The organism is Flavobacterium granuli (assembly GCF_900129705.1).
GTDB lineage: Bacteria > Bacteroidota > Bacteroidia > Flavobacteriales > Flavobacteriaceae > Flavobacterium > Flavobacterium granuli.
Map to the genome: position 1 here is coordinate 127,595 of NZ_FQWO01000008.1, position 19,142 is coordinate 146,736.

The 19,142-nt window shown below is 38.6% G+C and carries 13 protein-coding genes; 12 read left to right on the forward strand and 1 reads right to left on the reverse strand.

Translation table 11 applies throughout. The annotated features are described in order from the left end of the window. Window positions 1-16: 16 nt before the first annotated feature. The 4 genes from BUB25_RS11550 to BUB25_RS11565 all read left to right on the forward strand — a co-directional run bounded on the left by BUB25_RS11550 (window position 17) and on the right by BUB25_RS11565 (window position 7,502). Entirely contained in the window at window positions 17-2,638 is a 2,622-nt protein-coding gene (locus BUB25_RS11550; protein ID WP_072944464.1) for a family 20 glycosylhydrolase, read from the forward strand. Window positions 2,639-2,767: 129 nt separating this feature from the next. Beyond that, window positions 2,768-4,450: a DUF4091 domain-containing protein gene (locus BUB25_RS11555; RefSeq protein ID WP_072944466.1), complete on the forward strand. Its 1,683-nt coding sequence runs from the start codon at window positions 2,768-2,770 to the stop codon at window positions 4,448-4,450. 111 nt (window positions 4,451-4,561) lie between these two features. Next, entirely contained in the window at window positions 4,562-5,812 is a 1,251-nt protein-coding gene (locus tag BUB25_RS11560; protein ID WP_211297014.1) for a glycoside hydrolase family 27 protein, read from the forward strand. 139 nt (window positions 5,813-5,951) lie between these two features. Further along, a complete protein-coding gene (locus BUB25_RS11565) occupies window positions 5,952-7,502 on the forward strand; it encodes a putative Ig domain-containing protein (protein ID WP_072944468.1) in 1,551 nt (516 codons plus the stop codon). Between the two features lie 19 nt (window positions 7,503-7,521). On the opposite strand, the gene BUB25_RS11570 is transcribed toward BUB25_RS11565, so the two are convergent. After that, the gene (locus BUB25_RS11570; protein ID WP_072944471.1) at window positions 7,522-8,391 is read right to left on the reverse strand and encodes an AraC family transcriptional regulator; all 870 of its coding nucleotides are present in this window, start codon (window positions 8,389-8,391) and stop codon (window positions 7,522-7,524) included. A gap of 112 nt (window positions 8,392-8,503) precedes the next feature. Here BUB25_RS11570 and fucP point away from each other — a divergent pair, with 112 nt between their 5' ends. From fucP to BUB25_RS11610, 8 genes are all read left to right on the forward strand, one after another. After that, window positions 8,504-9,871 (forward strand): L-fucose:H+ symporter permease, encoded by a 1,368-nt coding sequence (fucP, locus tag BUB25_RS11575; RefSeq protein WP_244533821.1) that lies wholly within the window; start codon window positions 8,504-8,506, stop codon window positions 9,869-9,871. Window positions 9,872-9,888: 17 nt separating this feature from the next. Beyond that, window positions 9,889-11,544: a UxaA family hydrolase gene (locus BUB25_RS11580; protein WP_072944473.1), complete on the forward strand. Its 1,656-nt coding sequence runs from the start codon at window positions 9,889-9,891 to the stop codon at window positions 11,542-11,544. A gap of 67 nt (window positions 11,545-11,611) precedes the next feature. Further along, complete coding sequence (locus BUB25_RS11585) at window positions 11,612-12,376, forward strand: SDR family NAD(P)-dependent oxidoreductase (RefSeq protein ID WP_072944475.1); 765 nt, start codon at window positions 11,612-11,614, stop codon at window positions 12,374-12,376. Between the two features lie 3 nt (window positions 12,377-12,379). Then, on the forward strand, window positions 12,380-13,117 hold the full coding sequence (locus BUB25_RS11590; protein WP_072944477.1) for a (Fe-S)-binding protein: 738 nt from the start codon (window positions 12,380-12,382) through the stop codon (window positions 13,115-13,117). An 89-nt stretch (window positions 13,118-13,206) separates the two neighbouring features. Beyond that, window positions 13,207-14,583, forward strand: a complete 1,377-nt coding sequence (locus BUB25_RS11595) for a lactate utilization protein B (RefSeq protein ID WP_072944487.1) — start codon at window positions 13,207-13,209, stop codon at window positions 14,581-14,583. Between the two features lie 17 nt (window positions 14,584-14,600). After that, window positions 14,601-15,185, forward strand: a complete 585-nt coding sequence (locus tag BUB25_RS11600) for a LutC/YkgG family protein (RefSeq protein ID WP_072944536.1) — start codon at window positions 14,601-14,603, stop codon at window positions 15,183-15,185. Between the two features lie 35 nt (window positions 15,186-15,220). Then, window positions 15,221-16,726, forward strand: a complete 1,506-nt coding sequence (locus BUB25_RS11605; protein ID WP_072944488.1) for an alpha-L-fucosidase — start codon at window positions 15,221-15,223, stop codon at window positions 16,724-16,726. 5 nt (window positions 16,727-16,731) lie between these two features. Further along, window positions 16,732-19,113, forward strand: a complete 2,382-nt coding sequence (locus BUB25_RS11610) for a family 20 glycosylhydrolase (protein WP_211297015.1) — start codon at window positions 16,732-16,734, stop codon at window positions 19,111-19,113. Window positions 19,114-19,142: the final 29 nt, after the last annotated feature.

Consider the following 19,142-nt stretch of genomic DNA (forward strand, 5'->3'; position numbering starts at 1 on the left):
ATTTTAGATAAAAAAAATGAAAAAACAGATTGTCTTTTTAGTATTACTTCTAGTTTTTTTTAGTGCCAATGCACAACAGAAAAAGGTGTCGGGATTAGTTCCCGGTACCGTTTTTGTTTTAAAAAAAACAACACTGCCGGATAGTTTGTTTTCTACCTATTATCATCAACGGCTTACTCATTTCAGAAGCCTGCCGATAACAAAAAATGATATTGTATTCATAGGAAACAGCATTACCGATGGAGCGGAATGGAGCGAATTATTTGCTGACAATCGCATCAAAAACCGTGGAATTAGTGGCGACATAAGTGCCGGAGTTCTGAACCGAATAGACGAGATTATCATCAGAAAACCCGCAAAAGTTTTTTTACTGATAGGGACTAATGACCTTCCAAGAAATACTTCGACCGATAGTATTTTTAAAAATATCACAAAAATTGCTGCTTATCTAAAACAGGAATCCCCTTCGACAAAATTGTACGTGCAAAGTATATTGCCGGTGAATGATGTCTATAAAAAATTTGGCGGACACACCAGCAAGGGAGAACAAATAAAACAGTTAAATGCCAGTCTGAAACAAAATGCAACGGCATTCAATTATACTTATATTGATTTGCATACTCCATTTTGTGATCAAAATGGAAAGTTGATAAAAGAATTTACCAATGATGGTTTGCATCTCAAGGGTGAAGGCTATTTAATGTGGAAGCATTTGGTTTATCCTTATGTTTTTGATTTGGAGTCAAAGCCTTCTTTATTGCCTAAACCACAACAGTTGAAATGGAATAACGGTTATTTTTCATTGACTGGAGTTACTACAATTGTTACAGATAATCCGGCTTTGGCAAAGGAAGCTTTGGTCCTGAAAAATGCGATGGAGCAAAAAGGTCTCAATGTTAAATTAGCCAATAAAGTGTCGGATGCAGCAAACTATATTCAGCTTCGTCTGGGAAAAGTAGCTTCGCCGCAAAATCAATCTGAGGCCTATCATCTGGAAACGGCCAAGGATAAAATTGTGCTTACTGCTAATAGTTCTCAAGGAGTTTTTAATGGGATTCAAACTTTATTGCAGTTAATGCGCGACAATGTTTTTGTTGATGCTGCTGAAATCACAGATTGGCCTGCTTTTGCTTGGCGTGGATTTATGGTCGATGTGGGAAGAAATTTCCAATCCGTTAAATTGTTAAAACAACAAATTGATGCGATGGCAGCTTATAAACTGAATATTTTTCACTTTCATCCTACCGAAGATATTGCCTGGCGTTTGCAAAGTAAGCTTTATCCGCAGTTAACAAATCCGGAATTTATGCTTCGCGACAAAGGCGAATATTATACGGAGAGTGATTTAAAAGAGCTGATTAATTATTGTAAAGAACGTTACATCACCTTAGTTCCGGAAATTGATATGCCAGGTCACAGTGCTGCTTTCAAAAGAGCGATGGGCGTTGATATGCAAAGCGATGAAGGTTTAGAAATTGTAAAAAACATCATAAAAGAATTTTGTGCGACTTATGACGTTCCTTATTTGCACTTAGGTGCCGATGAGGTAAAAATCACCAATCAGAAGTTTCTACCAGAAGTAATTGCCCTAACTGAAAGTTTGGGTAAAAAAGTAATTGGTTGGGAGCCGGGAGGCAATTTTACCGATAGCGTAATTCGTCAGCTTTGGATGGAAGGCGCGACAAAAGTTAGCAAGAACCAGAACATAAAATACTTAGATTCTAGGCATTTGTATTTAAACCACATGGATCCCTTGGAGAGTGTAGTTACTATTTTTAATCGCCAAATATGCAATTTAACCGAAGGTAATGAAAATGCTTTGGGTGGTATTGTATGCGTTTGGAATGATAGGGCTGTGGCCAATGAAGAAGATGTTATGACAATGAATCCGGTTTATCCGGGCATGTTGGCTTTTGCAGAGCGCAGCTGGCGTGGTGGTGGTAATGCGGGCTGGACAGCAACTATTGGTGAACGAGATAGTGAAAGAGCGATTGCTTTTACAGAGTTCGAAAACCGTTTGTTGGATCAAAAAAAGCAATATTTTAAAGGCTTAGATTTTAATTATGTGAAACAAGCCAATTTGGTTTGGGATATTTATGGTCCTTTTGATAATAAAGGGGATTTAACCAAAACTTTTGCACCCGAGAAACCAAAGTTTAATGCATCGAAAGAAAAACCAATGTACAAAGCCACCGGCGGGACTTTGGTAATGAGACATTGGTGGGCTCCGTTAATTTCGGGGGTTATCGAACAGCCAAAAGAAAATACGACTTGGTATGCTCAAACTCAAATTTGGAGTGATGAAGATAAACAGCAAGAATTTTGGATCGGTTTTAATAATTTTTCCCGTTCCATGAATACGGATTCTCCAGTGGCGGGAACTTGGAATAATTTGAATAGTTTAATCTGGGTAAATAATGAGTTGGTTAATCCGCCAATTTGGAAACGTCCTAACCAAAAAGGGGACTTGGAAATCCCACTAATTGATGAAGGATACGAATTTAGAGAACCAACAAAAATCACTTTAAAAAAAGGATGGAATACGGTGAGGGTAAAATTGCCGGTAGGATCATTCAAAGGGTCTAATTGGCAAAATCCGGTAAAATGGATGTTCACTTTTGTTGAGGTAAGTGAATAAAGGATTGCTAAACCTATAAGGTTTTTAAAACCTTATAGGTTTAATTTTTATATACAATCAAAATTTCTACAAGCTTTAAATAAAGACATAAAACAAGATTAGCTTTCAATATAAAAACAATATTTTAAAATGAAGAATATCTTATTAGTGTTTGTTCTGTTTGCGAGCCTCGCTACAAAGGCGCAAAACAAAGTCCAAACAAAAAAACAAAACCCGCTTTATATCAGTTTTACAAGCAGTAATAGCCGTTTTGCAAAAGATCTAAAGCCGGCTGTTTCTCCAACTAATAATTGGGAAACTACGGCTTGGAAAGGCGAAAAAATTCATACCCAAATTTTGGTTTGGGCAGATAGGGATATTGCTAAATTGACTTTAAGCATCAGCGATCTGAAAACTAAAGCCGGAAATCAGATTACCAAAGCCAATGCGAAAATCGGTTTTGTGCAGTACGTCATTACAGATGAATTTGGTGGTGGTTGTGGTCATCGAAAGCCTGAAGATTTCAAGTCCTCATTAGTGGCCGATCCTATTAATTGGGGATCTTCTATTGAGGTGAAAAAAAATAATCTGCAGCCAATTTGGTTAAGTATAAATATTCCGGCTAATACGACTGCGGGGCAATACAAAGGAATCGTAACTATAAATTCAGGGAGAAAAATTAGTTTGCCTATTGTTGTAAATGTGCTCGAGCACCTACTTCCGTCTGCCGATAAATGGAAGTTTGATTTGGATCTTTGGCAACATCCTGCCGCCATTGCCAGAGTACATAAGGTGGAATTGTGGAGCAAGGAACATTTTGAAAAAATGCGACCTTATTACACAATGCTTGCCAATGCCGGTCAAAAGAGCATCACCACCAGTATCATGAATGAACCTTGGGGACATCAAACCTATGATGATTTTCCAAGCCTCATAAAATGGGTTAAGAAAAAGGATGGCAGCTGGTTTTATGATTACAGTCTGTTTGACAAATACGTTTCTTTTGTGATGAGTTGCGGGATCACGAAACGCATCAATTGTTATAGTATGGTGCCATGGAAATTGTCTTTTCAATATTATGACGAAAGCCTTTCAAAAGACACCGAACTTGTTGCAAAAATAGGTTCTGACGAATACAACAGTTTTTGGTCATCGATGATAAAAGATTTTACGAAACATCTAAAGGAAAAAGGATGGTTTAGTATTAGTACTATCGCCATGGACGAAAGACCGATGAAAGATATGCAAACGGTCATTAAATTATTGAAAGATATTGACCCAAATTGGAAAATTGCCTTGGCAGGAAATTACCATCCTGAGATTGAAAAAGATATTTTTGATTACAGCATAGCATCGCGATTTGAGTTTGATGCGGCAATTTTGAAAGAGCGTACGGCACTAGGGAAACCAAGTACTTGGTACACTTGCTGCGAAGAAAATTATCCTAACGGCTTTACTTTTTCGCCGCCTGCAGAACACGTTTGGATGGGTTGGTATGCTGCCGCAAAAGGATTTACGGGTTATTTGCGTTGGGCTTATAACAGCTGGCCTCAAAATCCACTGACTGATAGTCGTTTTACGGCTTGGCCTGCAGGAGATACTTTTCAGGTATATCCCGGTCCTATGACATCGATCCGTTTTGAAAAATTGATTGAAGGAATTCAGGATTTTGAAAAAATACATATTCTTCAGCAAGGATTTAAACAATCAGGAAATCAGGCAAAAATAGACGAGCTGAATCAGTTGTTAAGCACTTTTGATTTGAAAATGTTGAAAGAGATTCCTTCCGAAAAAATTGTTGATGAAGCAAAATCAAAATTGAAGAAATTCTAATAATCCAATTGTGAGATTTTTAGCGGTAGAAAGAGTTTTTTTAGGTCAGATGTATTTATAAAATACGGTTTTCTGCTTGCGAAGATTTCAATAAAATAAAGAAAATAAAAAATGAAAAACCAAATTATTAGCCTTTTCGTACTGGCACTTTGCCTGAGTATTGGCACTGTAGAAGCACAATCTAAAGCAATTGACGGTACTTTATTAGCACCAACACCTCCCATGGGTTGGATGACCTGGAACTATTTTGCCGATAATATTAACGAAAAAGACATTCGCGAAATGGCCGATGCCATGGTGAGCAGCGGTATGTTGAAGGCGGGTTACAATCACGTATTCATTGATGACGGCTGGCAAGGTGGTCGTGATAATAAAAATAATATTATTGCAGATCCTGTAAAATTCCCTTCGGGCATAAAAGCGCTGGCAGATTACGTTCACAGCAAAGGATTGAAATTAGGAATTTATTCAGATGCGGCACCGCTAACCTGCGCGGGCTATACCGCCAGTTTAAATTTTGAAGAACAGGATGCCAAAACTTTTGCCAGTTGGGATGTTGATTATTTGAAATACGATTACTGCGGCGCTCCGGATGATATGGAGGTTGCCAAAAGCCGTTATAAAAAAATGGCCGATGCTTTGCGCAAAAGCGGTCGTGATATAAGTTTTGGTATTTGTGAATGGGGAGATCGTAAACCTTGGCTTTGGGCAGGGCAAGTAGGCGGGCAATTATGGAGAACCACTGCTGATGTAAGAGATAAATGGAAAAGTCTTACTCCTGTAAAGAAACAAAGTGAATTGCATGGAACCGGTGCAGGAATACTGGATATTGTTGATTACTCGCAGGATCATGCGTCTTATGCCGGACCAGGACATTGGAACGATATGGATATGCTGGTAGTGGGACTTTACGGTAAAAAAGGACCTTCGGGAGATTTAGGTGGAGTTGGATGTACCGATACCGAATACCAAAGCCAGATGAGTATTTGGTCGATTTTGAATTCACCATTGGCGGCGACTAATGATGTTCGAAAAATGAATGCCGAAACCAAACGTATTTTATTAAATGAGGAGGTAATCGCCATCAATCAAGACGCTTTGGGAAAACAGGCAGTTTGTAAAATTAAGAATGACTTGTGGAGCGTTTTTGTAAGACCATTGGCAAACGGTGATTTTGCAATTGCAATTCTAAACCGTTCGGAGGCTACACAGAATTCAAAAATAAATTTTGCTGAATTAGGATTAAACGGAAACTTCGAAATAAGAGATTTATGGGAACATAAGGTGATCGCCAAAGGCAAGAAATGGAACGGAAAAGTGAAGAGCCATGAAACAAAAATGTTCCGTTTGAAGAAAATATAACCCAGGCTTGATCTGGGCAGTGACAAATATTTAAACAAAAAGGGATGGGCTAAAGATAAAAATTCCTGTTTTCGGAGGAATACAGGAACTTTTATTTTTTGATGGTGTCCTAAAGAATACAAGCTAATACAATTACAACATGAAATGGATTATTTATTTTTTTACTTTTTTAAGTTTTGGACTCAACAGCCAATCTCAAGAAACAGCATTACTACCTAAAATAAATGGACCGCGTTTGTATGGTGCGCGTCCCGGCAAAATTTTTACCTACACAATTCCTGCAACTGGTGCTGAGCCTTTGAAATATGAGGTGTTGAATTTGCCCAAAGGAGTTAAAGTTAATAAGAAGAACGGAGTTATTTCGGGCGTTATAAAAGCGCCTGGGGAATATGTTATCAACTTGGTGGCCCAAAATCAATTTGGGAAGACATCAAAATCATTTACATTGGTGATAGGTGATAAATTAGCCCTGACTCCTCCTATGGGATGGAGCAGCTGGTATAGTTTTGGTCGCAATGTAACCTTAGATAAGGTGATTCGTTCCGCTCAGATCATGAAAGAAAAAGGCTTGCAAAAATACGGATGGAGTGTTATCGAAATCGATGACCCATGGACCAATCAGCCTGCCAAAAATGATCCTATTTGGGAAAAGTTAAAGCTGAAAGCCGATGGAGTTTATGGCTATTATGAAGGTCCGGATAATCTTCCTGAGAGAGTAGGATCGGTAAGGAATTCTAAAGGGGAATTGATTCCCAATAAATTTTTTACCAACATTAAAAAATTCCCTGCGATTATGCATGAAATGGGATTCAAGGCAGGAATTTACAGTTCACCGGGACCATTAACCTGCGGCGGTGTGGCTGGTAGTTATGGTTATGAATTTGTAGATGCCAAGTTCTTTGCAGACAGTGGTTTTGATTATTTAAAATACGATTGGTGTAGTTATGGCTCGTTGGCAAAAAATAATTCGAAAGAGGAATTGATAAAACCTTTCCGTCTAATGTCAGATGCCTTGCAAGCTCAAAAAAGGGATATTGTACACGCTCTTTGCCAGTATGGTATGGGAAATGTATGGGAATGGGGTAATGAAAGCGGCGGCCAACTTTGGCGCACCGAAGGCGACGTTCATGACAGCTGGCAATCCGTTCGAAATGCGTTTAAAAAACTTTCAGATAAAGCGGTTTATGTAAAACCTGGAAATTGGAATGATCCGGATATTCTGCAAATAGGAGCAGTTGGAGCACAAAGTTCCGGAAAAGCGGGCAAAAACCATTTGACATTTGAGGAGCAGCGAACCGTAATGAGCATGTGGTGCATGCTGTCAGCGCCTTTGTTGATTGGCGCCGATATGGAACAACTGGATGATGCGACTCTTAGTTTATTGACTAATGAAGAAATTATTGCCGTAAATCAAGATGCTTTGGGAAAAGCGGCTTCATTGGTCAAAACTTCAGATAATACAGAATTTTGGACTAAAGAAATGGAAGACGGCAGTTTGGTTTTAGGCTTGTTGAATCTTTCTAATGAGGAGAGGAATGTGAAATTTCCATTTTCTTTTTTACAATTGGACGGAAGTCAAAAATTGCGCAATCTTTGGACAAAAGTAGATTTGGGAACTTTTAAAGATGAATTTGAAACTGCTATTCCTGCTCATGGAATCGTGATGTTACAGCTAAGGAAATCAAATTAAAAACTTGTTTTTCCTTCTTTTAATTTCCTGCATTTTTTTTGTATTCTTTTGGAGTTGTTCCGGTTAGTTTTTTAAAAAGTCTGTTGAAATTGGAAGCTGTTTTGTAACCGCATTCATAGGCGATTTCAGACATGCCCATATCTGTTTCAAGCAATAATTTGCAGGCATTAGAAACCCTGATTTCGTTGAGGTATTCAACAAAGGGTTTTTTGGCTTTGAGTTTGAACATTCTGCAAAAAGAAGTAGGGGTAAGATTGGCAATTTTGGCAATTTCAACAAGAGAAATATCCTCTTTGTAATTTTTGCCGACATATTCAAAAACATCCGATAGTCGGTCGTTTTTGGCCTGATCATTTTTTATTGGGGAATAAGCTTCATTGTTTACAAAAGTGAGATCGGTACTTTCAGAAAGAATGGATAATATTTCAAAAAGGCCGATGATAATTTCGAAGTTCTTTTTCTTAACGAGTTTTTCCAGTTTTTTGGCAATCAGCTTATTTGTTTTTCCGTTTATGGATAAACCTCTTGCGCCCTGATTAAAAAGAGTATTAATTTTTTGAGCTTCTTTCAGTTCATAAAAAGCTGGTCCAAACAAATCTTTGTTAAAATAAACGACAATGGCTTTTGCTTTGAGTTTATTGATGCCTTGGTAGTAAATTTCGTCATTAAGCCATACGTGTGGAATGTCAGAGCCCAAAAAGACCATATCACCGGATTCAAAAGGAGCCACTGAATTGCCTACGATTCTTTTGCCGTAGCTTTCTTTTATGTAGACCAATTCAAGTTCAGGATGAGAATGAAAAGGAGATTGAAAAAATGATTCTTCCCGGGAAATAACCGAAATAGAACTGTTTAGATAGGACGTTATTTTTGTTTTTTCGATTTTCATTTCTGGGGTAAAGATAATTAATAATTAAATAAAGATAATATCGGATTAATAAATATATCTTAGTTATTATAACTTTCGCAATCTAAAATAGTATTAATTTAATAAAATAGCTATGGCATTAAATTCTCAGCAGACTCTGCAAAATAAAGCTATTTCCAGTGAAATGTCAATGGAAGAACTCTCTTTAAGTGAAATGGATTTCTCTGAAGACTCCGATCAAAAAAAGAAGCTTGCAAATGAAACTAAAAACTGGATGTTTCCATTTATATTGGTTACGAGTTTGTTTTTTTTCTGGGGATTTGTGCACAATCTGGATCCCATTTTGATTCCCCATTTAAGGAAAGCTTTCAGTCTTTCTGATTTGCAATCTTCGTTGGTAGATTCAGCTGTTTTTATCGCTTATTTTGTTATGGCTTTGCCTGCGGGTTATATCATGCGAAAGTACGGTTATAAATCAGGAATCCTGATTGGATTGATCTTGTTTGGTATCGGATCGATTTTATTTGTGCCTGCGGCCAATTCATTACAATATATTTACTTTCTGGGAGCTTTGTTTGTCATTGCCTGCGGATTGACCTTTCTGGAAACCGCTGCCAATCCGTATGTAACCATATTGGGACCAGCTGAAACGGCGACCAAAAGATTGAATTTTTCACAGTCTTTTAATGGATTAGCTGCTTTTATAGCTCCAACGGTTGTGGGACCAATGATTTTATCAGGTAAGAATTTGACCGAAGCCGAGATGGCAAGCATGCCACCACAGGAGTTAAGCGATTATTTGGCTTCGGAGGCCGCAAGCGTAAAAATGCCTTATCTTATTTTGGGATTGATTATTCTGGCTGTGGCGGTGATATTTTATTTTACCAATATGCCCGACGTAAAAGAAGAAGATAAAGAAGGAGCCGAAGGAGCCAGTTTTAGAGCTGCCTTAAAGTCGATGAAATTGAGATGGGGAATCTTGGCTCAATTCTTTTATGTGGGAGCGCAAGTTTGCGTTGGTAGTTTTTTTATCAAAATGGCTACCACTACAGCTGGTCTTGAGGAAGCCACCGCAGCTAAGTATTTAGGATTTTTTGGATTGACATTCATGCTGGGGCGTTTTGCTGGAACTTTTTTAATGCAATACATTCACCCAAGAAAATTATTAATAGCATATACGATTATCAATATTTTCTTGTCATTATTAGCTATAACGGGAACCGGAATAATAGTGGTTTATACTTTAATAGCCATGGCATTTTTTATGAGTATCATGTTTCCAACTATTTTCTCAATGGGAATTGACGGATTGGGACATAATACTAAAATTGGATCTTCATTGATCGTAATGGCAATTGTGGGCGGTGCCTTATTGCCTCCTGTATTAGGACTAATTTCAGATATTACAGGCAATATTCAATATGGTTATACAGTGCCTTTGACCTGTTTTGCTGTAATACTATTGTTTGCATTCAACGGGCATAAAACAAATAAAGCATAAATTCTATTTATAATAAGATGTTAGAAAACGAAGGAAAAAGATTAGTGGTAAAAATGCACCCAAAGGATAATGTACTGGTGGCTTTAACCGATTTAGCAAAAGATGAAAATGTGGTTTTTGAAAATGAAACCTATGTTCTTCAGGATGAAATTAAAGCAAAGCATAAATTTTACACAACTGATTTAAAGAAAGGTGATGAGGTAATCATGTATGGGGTTTTGGTTGGAAAAGTACAGAATGATATAGCCAAGGGCAGTTTGATGACAACCTCAAATCTGAAACATGCGGCTGAGCCTTATGGATATCGTGATGTAGATTTTGCATGGCAGGCACCTGATGTTTCCAAATACAAAGACCGAACTTTTAAAGGATATAAAAGGAACGACGGTCGTGTGGGAACGGCTAATTATTGGTTATTTATACCAACGGTATTTTGTGAAAACAGAAATCTGGATGTAATAAAAGAAGCGCTTCATAACGAATTAGGTTATTCAGTAAGCGATAAGTACACGCAGTATACGCACCAATTGTTGGAGGCTTACCAAAACGGAGAAGATATTGATTCGGTTGACATGCAGCTTGCGCCAACGACCAGCACGAATCGCGTATTCAAAAACGTGGATGGAATCAAATTCCTGAATCATCAGGGAGGTTGTGGCGGTACGCGTCAGGATTCGGCTACTTTGAGTTCGTTGTTAGCTTCTTATGCGAATCACCCAAATGTGGGCGGTATTACGTTATTAAGTTTAGGATGCCAACACTTGCAGGTGCAGGATTTTATGAATGACCTTAGAAAACAAAATCCATCGTTTGACAAACCTTTACTTGTTTTTGAGCAACAGCAATCAGACAGTGAAGAGCAATTGATTGCTGATGCCATCAAAAAAACATTTGAAGGATTAATTGAAATAAACAAACAAGAAAGAACGCCGGCTCCTTTGAGCGAATTGTGCATAGGCGTAAAATGTGGCGGTAGCGACGGTTTTAGCGGAGTTTCTGCAAATCCTGCCGTGGGTTACACTGCCGATTTGTTGGTGGCTTTGGGCGGGAAAGTATTATTGGCTGAATTTCCTGAATTGTGCGGAGTGGAGCAAAATTTAATTGACCGTTGCGTTACAGAGGAATCTGCTAAAAAGTTCATCGATTTGATGCAATCGTACGATGCTTTAGCACATAAAGTAGGTTCCGGTTTTCATATGAATCCATCACCGGGAAATATCAAAGATGGCTTGATTACCGATGCCATCAAAAGTGCCGGTGCTGCCAAAAAAGGCGGAACTGCTCCTGTGGTCGATGTATTGGATTATACCGAAATTGTTTCAAAACCGGGATTGAATTTGGTTTGTACTCCCGGAAATGATGTCGAGGCAACGACCGGTAAAGCTGCTTCCGGTGCCACATTGATTTTATTTACTACGGGATTGGGAACGCCAACGGGTAATCCGGTTTGTCCGGTGATTAAGGTGGCAACAAATTCAGTCTTAGCCAAAAAAATGAGCGATATTATCGATATTGATTGTGGTCCGGTCATCAGTGGTGAGAAAACCATTGAAGAAATGGGAGAAGACATTTTGGAATATTGCATCAAAGCGGCCAGCGGCGAAATTATCCCGAAAGCGGTCTTATTAAATCAGGATGATTTTATTCCGTGGAAACGCGGGGTATCATTATAGAAAATATAAGTTATAACAGCCAACATCTAAAAATCTAATATTTAATATCAAAAATCTAATATAAATGATGTTTTCATTACAAAATAAAAAAGCAGTAATTACCGGAGGCGGTAGCGGAATAGGAAAAGCAATTGCAGCTTTATTCGCAAAACAAGGTGCCGAAGTGCATATTGTGGAATTAACCGAAGAAAGCGCCAAAACGGCGGTTGAAGAAATAAAAGCCAATGGAGGAAATGTATTTTCGCATGCCTGTAATGTGGCCAATCAACAAGAGGTATTAGCAACATTCGAAAAAATAGGGAATTTTAATATTCTGGTAAACAATGCAGGAATTGCGCACGTAGGAAAGGTAGATACTACTGCTGAAGCCGACTTTGACCGCATTATGAATGTGAATGTAAAAGGGGTTTACAATTGTTTGCATGCAGCCATTCCACACTTTAGAAATTCAGGCGGAGGGGTTATTTTGAATATGGCTTCTATTGCGGCTTGGGTTGGGATTCCGGACCGTTTTGCTTATTCTACTGCCAAAGGCGCGGTGATGGCAATGACTTTATCGGTTGCCAAGGATTATATCAACGAAAATATCCGTTGCAATTCGATTTCTCCTGCAAGGGTACACACGCCTTTTGTAGATGGATTTATTTCTAAAAATTATCCGGATAATCAAGCCGAAATGTTTGATAAATTATCTAAATCACAACCTATAGGACGTATGGGAAAACCGGAAGAAATTGCTACATTGGCATTGTTCCTATGCAGTGATGAATCGGGTTTCATCACAGGTTCTGATTATCCTATTGACGGTGGTTTTATAAAATTAAACAACTAACTAATGAAAGTCGCCTTATTCATACCCTGTTATATCGACCAGTTTTATCCGCAGGTAGGAATAGCTACGCTACAATTATTAGAAAAATTAGGTTGCGAAGTTAGTTTTCCTTTGGAGCAAACATGCTGTGGTCAACCGATGGCCAATAGTGGTTTTGCCAGTTTGAGTAAAGGTTGCGACATTAATTTTGTCAAAAATTTTTCAGGTTTAGATTATATTGTGGCTCCCTCGGGAAGTTGCGTTTTACATGTAAAAGAGCATTTGAAAGACGAAGCACATCCTGAAGAAGCCCAAAAGATTCGAAACAACATTTATGAATTCAGTGAGTTTTTAACCGATGTTTTAAAAGTCGAAAGGATTAATGCCAGTTTCCCATACAAAGTAGGCATACACAACAGCTGTCACGGGCAGAGAGGATTGGGACTTTCTTCGATGACGGAAAGAATGTTGCCGGAATTTTCTAAACCCGAGCAATTGTTGGCGATGGTAAAAGGCCTTCAATTATCTAAGCCAAAACGCAACGATGAATGCTGTGGTTTTGGGGGAACTTTTTGCGTATTCGAAGAAGCCATAAGTGTAAAAATGGGTAAAGATAGAATTGCCGAACACGATGAAAATGATGTTGATTATATTACCGGAGGTGACACCAGTTGTCTGATGCACTTGGAAGGAATTCTGAAACGGCAAGGAAGCAAGGTAAAAACCATTCATATTGCAGAGATATTGAATAGTTCTTTATAAATTAGAAAGTTAGAAGAAATAAAGTAAACGAATAAAACTCCGTCCAGTTTTCCTCTCCTTTGGAAAGGGTTGGGGAGAGGAAAAAAGATATGAAAACAACGCATGCAGCATTAGCGGAAAAATTTATAGCTGACGAGCCCAGAACCAATTGGCACGACGAGACCCTGTGGTTTGTTCGTGAAAAGCGGGACAAGGCCGCGCATGGTTTGCCGGAATGGGAGCAACTAAGAGAATGGGGTTCGCAGATAAAAAACCACACGCTCTCCAATCTTTCCAATTATTTAAAAGAATTCGAAGAAAAGGCTGTTGCCAATGGAATAAAAGTGCATTGGGCTGCAGATGGAGATGAGCATAATAAAATCATTCACGACATTATCCGCAAACACAATATTCAAAAAATTGTGAAAAGCAAAAGCATGCTCACCGAAGAATGTCATTTGAATGAATATTTACAGGAACATGGAATCGAGGTGGTCGATACAGATTTGGGAGAACGTATTGTTCAATTCCGAAAAGAACCGCCAAGTCATATTGTATTGCCGGCAATTCACTTAAAAAAAGAAGATGTGAGTGCTACTTTTCACGAGCACCTTGGAACAGAAAAAGGGAATAACGATCCTCAATATTTAACCGAAGCGGCAAGACAACACTTGCGAGATAAGTTTGTCCAGTCGCAATTGGCGATTACCGGCGTCAACTTTGCCGTTGCCGAAACGGGCGGTTTTGTGGTTTGCACCAATGAAGGAAATGCCGATATGGGCGCACATACCGCTCCCGTACATATTGCCTGCATGGGTTTTGAAAAAATTATTCCAAAGGCCGAACATCTTTCGGTATTCCTGCGTTTGTTGGCCAGAAGTGCCACCGGACAACCCATTACCACTTATTCGAGCCATTTTCATAAACCCAGACCCAATCAGGAAATGCACATTGTCATTGTTGATAACGGTCGCAGCCGACAATTAGGTAGGGAAGATTTCAGGAATTCGTTAAAATGCATTCGCTGTGCGGCCTGTTTCAATACTTGTCCGGTGTACCGTCGCAGCGGAGGACATAGTTATCATACCGCGGTGGCAGGGCCTATTGGTTCTATTTTGAATCCAAATTTGGATATGAAAGCCAATGCTGATTTGCCATTTGCGTCCACCTTATGCGGCAGTTGCACTAATGTTTGTCCTGTAAAAATCAATATCCATGAACAGTTATGGAAATGGAGACAAATCATTGTTGCCGAAGGCTATGTTGCCGCAAGCAAAAAAATGGGAATGATGGGAATGGATTTTCTATTATCGAGACCAACGGTGTATCGTTTTGCAGGGAAAATGGGAAGATGGCTGATGCGAATTCTTCCTTTTGTGACCAACAATAAATTAAACGTGTGGTACAAACAAAGAGAAATGCCAGAACCACCAAAGGAATCATTCCGGGATTGGTATTTGAAAAACGGGAAAACGAACAAAAAATAAAGCAACAGCTAAAAAGCATGAGTGCAAGAGAAAAAATATTAAATGCCATAGCAAGCAATCAACCGGAATTGACGGCACTTCCTCTAATGGATAAGAATGTACTAATTCGTTATGAGGATGTCTATGCGCAGTTTAAAACGGTATTGGAAAGTATTGGAGGAAAAGTAAAATTGATTCCAAGCCTAACTGAATTAAAAGAACAATTAATTGCCGATAAGGCAAGCGGCAATTTTGTTGTAAATGCCATAGCGGATTTAGGCAAGCTGGACAATCAAGTGGCTTCATTTACGGCCTTGGACTTAGAAAAAGTCGAAAAAGCTTATATTAAAGGAACCGCGGGTGTGGCCGAAAATGGCGCGGTATGGATTTATGAAAGCCAAATGCTAAACAGGCTATTACCTTTTATTTGCCAGCATTTGATAATCGTAATTGATATAGCAGCTATTGTGGCAACGATGCATCAAGCTTATGAGAACATCGATGTGGCAAAAGAAGGTTTTGGCGCCTTCATTGCCGGACCGTCAAAAACAGCCGATATTGAACAGTCCTTGGTAATCGGGGCGCATGGTGCAAGAAGTGCGACTATTTATGTTGTTGGATAAAATTTTAATTTTTAAGTAATTTAATAAAATATAAAATGAAAAGCAGAATACAATTAGTGTTTTTAGTGACAATGCTTGCGACGACAGCTTTTGCGCAAACAAAAAATTTTGTACCCATCAACAAGTCAATGTCAGACGATGAATTGGTGAAAATAGCGGCTACTATCACGCCTACGCCACAGCAATTGCGCTGGCAGCGTTTGGAGTTAACGGGTTTTATCCATTTTGGGATTAACACTTTTACCGGCCGCGAATGGGGAAATGGGAAAGAAGATTCTAAATTGTTTAACCCAACTGCATTAAATGCAAAACAATGGGTAAAAGCCTGTAAAGATGCGGGAATTAAACAAGTTATTCTAACGGCAAAGCATCATGATGGTTTCTGTTTGTGGCCAACCAAAACTACAGAACATTCTGTAAAAAACAGCCCTTGGAAAGACGGAAAAGGGGATGTGGTAAAAGAAGTTGCCGATGCCTGCAAGGAATTGGGAGTTGGTTTTGGGGTTTATTTGTCGCCTTGGGATATGAATAACGCTTCTTATGGAACGGAGGCTTATAATGATTTTTTTATCGATCAATTGACCGAATTGCTTACCCAATATGGGAAAGTAGATGAGGTTTGGTTTGATGGTGCCAATGGCGAAGGTCCTAACGGTAAAAAACAGGTATATGATTTTGAAAGATGGTATGCCCATATTCGAAAATTGCAACCACAGGCAGTAATTGCCGTTTCTGGTCCTGACGTACGTTGGGTAGGAACCGAGAGCGGGCATGGTCGTGAGGAAGAATGGAGTGTGGTACCCGTTGGGAAAAAGAATAAATTTAATGAAGGTTCCCAAACCAAGGTCGATTCGCCGCCAGCCGGAGATATGATGGGCAGTGTTCTGGGAAGTCGCAGTCAATTGAGAGATGGCGATGCCTTAAAATGGTATCCTGCCGAAACGGATGTGTCGATTCGTCCGGGATGGTTTTATCATGAATCGGAAGATAAAAAAGTGAAAACACCGGAATATCTGAAAGAAATTTATTTCCACTCAGTAGGAAGAAATGGAGTTCTGTTATTGAATATTCCACCAGATAAAAGAGGATTAATTTCTGATTTTGACGTTGCTGCTTTGAAAACATGGAGAGAGAAATTGGATAATATATTCAACGTAAATCTTCTGAAAGGTGTCAAAGGAGCTGGAGCGGTAAAAAAAATAAAACCGTTGTTGGATGGTAATGATGCTACACATCTTTCATTTTCTATGAAGGGAAATAATAATGTAGTTGAAATGAATTTAAAAGGAGAAAAAACATTCAATGTGTTATTGCTTCAGGAAAATATCCGTGTTGGACAAAGGGTCGAAAAATTTATTTTGGAATATTGGGATAATAACCAATGGAAAAAAGCAGCCGAAGGAACCACTATAGGTTTCAAACGATTGTTGGAGTTTCCGGCTGTAACCACATCCAAAGTTAGATTACGCATTTTATCGGCCAGATTACAACCCGCCTTGGCCGAAATGGGATTGTATTTTGATAAAGAAGCAAAAAAATAAAGAGTATGAATTACAAGCAATATTTGGTCTTGATGGGTTTTGTTTTGATGTCTATGCAGGCATCAGCACAAGCCAAAATGACTAAGTCGGACTCGATTTACCTGAAGGAAAAAGTGGTAATGAAATCCTTTATTTCAAAAGGAACTTCATTTTATAAGATGCCGGATAGTCCTGAAGGATATTTGGTGCAATTAATTGGATCGGATAATCTTTCGGTAATCAGCAAGTCGGGAGCTATTTTCTGTCCGTTAAATACTATGACAGTCAATTTATTGTTCAAAGCAATTAAAATAGCTGACGGCGCCTCTATTGAGATTCCAATTGCTGTAAATGTAGAAGGGAGTTATAAGGATCAGGGCAAAAACGCAAAACCTTTTGTAATCCCTTCTTTGAGAGAATGGCATGGAGCAGAAGGTAATTTGTTGTTGACAGCCAAGTCACGAATTGTAGTGGATGCCAGATATTCAGCTACACTTATGCAGGCCGCAAAAGTTTTTCAAAACGATTTGTTTGCATTGCGCAAAATAAAACCAGAAGTTATTATAGGCATCCCGAAATACGGCGATATTTTTATCTCTTTGGACGGAAATTCAGAAGAATTGGGAGCCGAAGGGTATTCACTTTCGATAAAAGACTACGTTTCTATCCATGCGGCCCAATATAAAGGGGCTTTTTGGGGAACGCGCAGCATTTTGCAAATATTGGAACAAGATGCCAAGCTGAGTTCTTTGCCAAAAGGAATTTCAAGGGATTATCCTAAATATGAAGTTCGTGGTTTTATGCTTGATGTGGGAAGAAAATATTTCAGTATTGACTTTTTAAGGGATTACGTCAAGATGATGTCCTATTATAAAATGGGAGATTTTCAGCTGCACTTGAACGATAATGCTTTTGTAAAACATTTCAATAATGATTGGGACAGCACCTATAGTGGTTTTAGGCTAGAAAATGAGAAATATCCGCAACTGCCTACAAAGGGAGAATTTTATACCAAGAAAGAATTTATTGATTTGCAAGTATTGGCAGAAAGTTATGGGATAAATATTATTCCTGAGATTGACGTTCCTGCCCATTCTTTGGCCTTTTCTAAAGCTTTTCCGCAGATTGCAAGCAAAGAATACGGCAAAGATCATTTGGATATAAAAAATCCGGAAACCTATACCATTATCGAAAACGTGTTGAAAGAGTATCTGGAAGGAGATTCGCCGGTATTTCGTTTTAAGGAAGTGCATATCGGAACCGATGAATACGATAAAAAAGAGGCAGAACCTTTTAGGAAATTTACGGATCATTTCATCAAATACGTGCAAAGTTTTGGTAAAGACGTACGAGTTTGGGGCGCTTTGACCCATGCCCAAGGAACGACTCCGGTTACCTCAAAAGGAGTTACGATGAACGCCTGGTACAACGGCTATGCCGATCCTGTAAAAATGAAAGAATTGGGTTACCCTTTAATCAGCACGCCTGATGGTTTGCTGTACATCGTTCCTGCGGCAGGATATTATTATGATTATTTGAATATAAAACAGCTGTACAATAATTGGGAACCGCTAACCATTGGAAATGTAATTTTCAAAAAAGGAGATCCTTTTATCAGAGGAGGAATGTTTGCGGTCTGGAATGATGTTGCCAAAAACGGCATCACCGCTCAAGATGTAACAGATAGGGTATTTCCGGCACTTCAGGTTTTGAGCGAGAAAATGTGGACCGGAACAAATGCCGCAGTAGATTTTAATGGCTTTTCAGCTAATGCCAAAAATATAAACGAAGGTCCGGGTTTGAATTTGAGAGGAATAATTAAGGCTAAGGATTCTTTGGTGTTGAATTTTGCCTTAAAAGGAAAGGACAAGATTAAAGAAAAACAATATGTGAATTATGCTTCTGATGGAAAGCGAAAAGTACTAAATCTTAAACAAAAAGAGAGTTATGCTAAACTTCCTTATAACGAAATTGGATACAATTATACGGTTAGTTTTACAATAAATCCATCCGAAAATAATGCTGCCAATGCCGTTCTTTTTCACTCAAAACACGCGACTGTAAAACTAAAACAAGGCAATACGTCCAATCTTGGCTTTTCTCATGAAGGGAAAGATTATGATTTTGGTGTTGCGATTCCTGAAAATAAATGGACTAGCGTTGCAATTACTGGGGATAATAACTCAACGACATTATATGTGGATGGCAAGTTGGCTAAAAAACTCACAAGGGAGAAAATCCCAACAGGCTATGAAAAAGATTCAATTTGGGTAATGAAAACATTGTTTTTTCCTTTGAATACTATTGGAGACGGCAGCAATTCTTTTATGGGAAAAATAAAAAATCTAAAAGTATTCAATACAATTTTATCGGATGCGCAAATTCAGGCAATAAAAGAAGAGGAGTAAATGTAATATATGGCTAAAACTAACCTTAA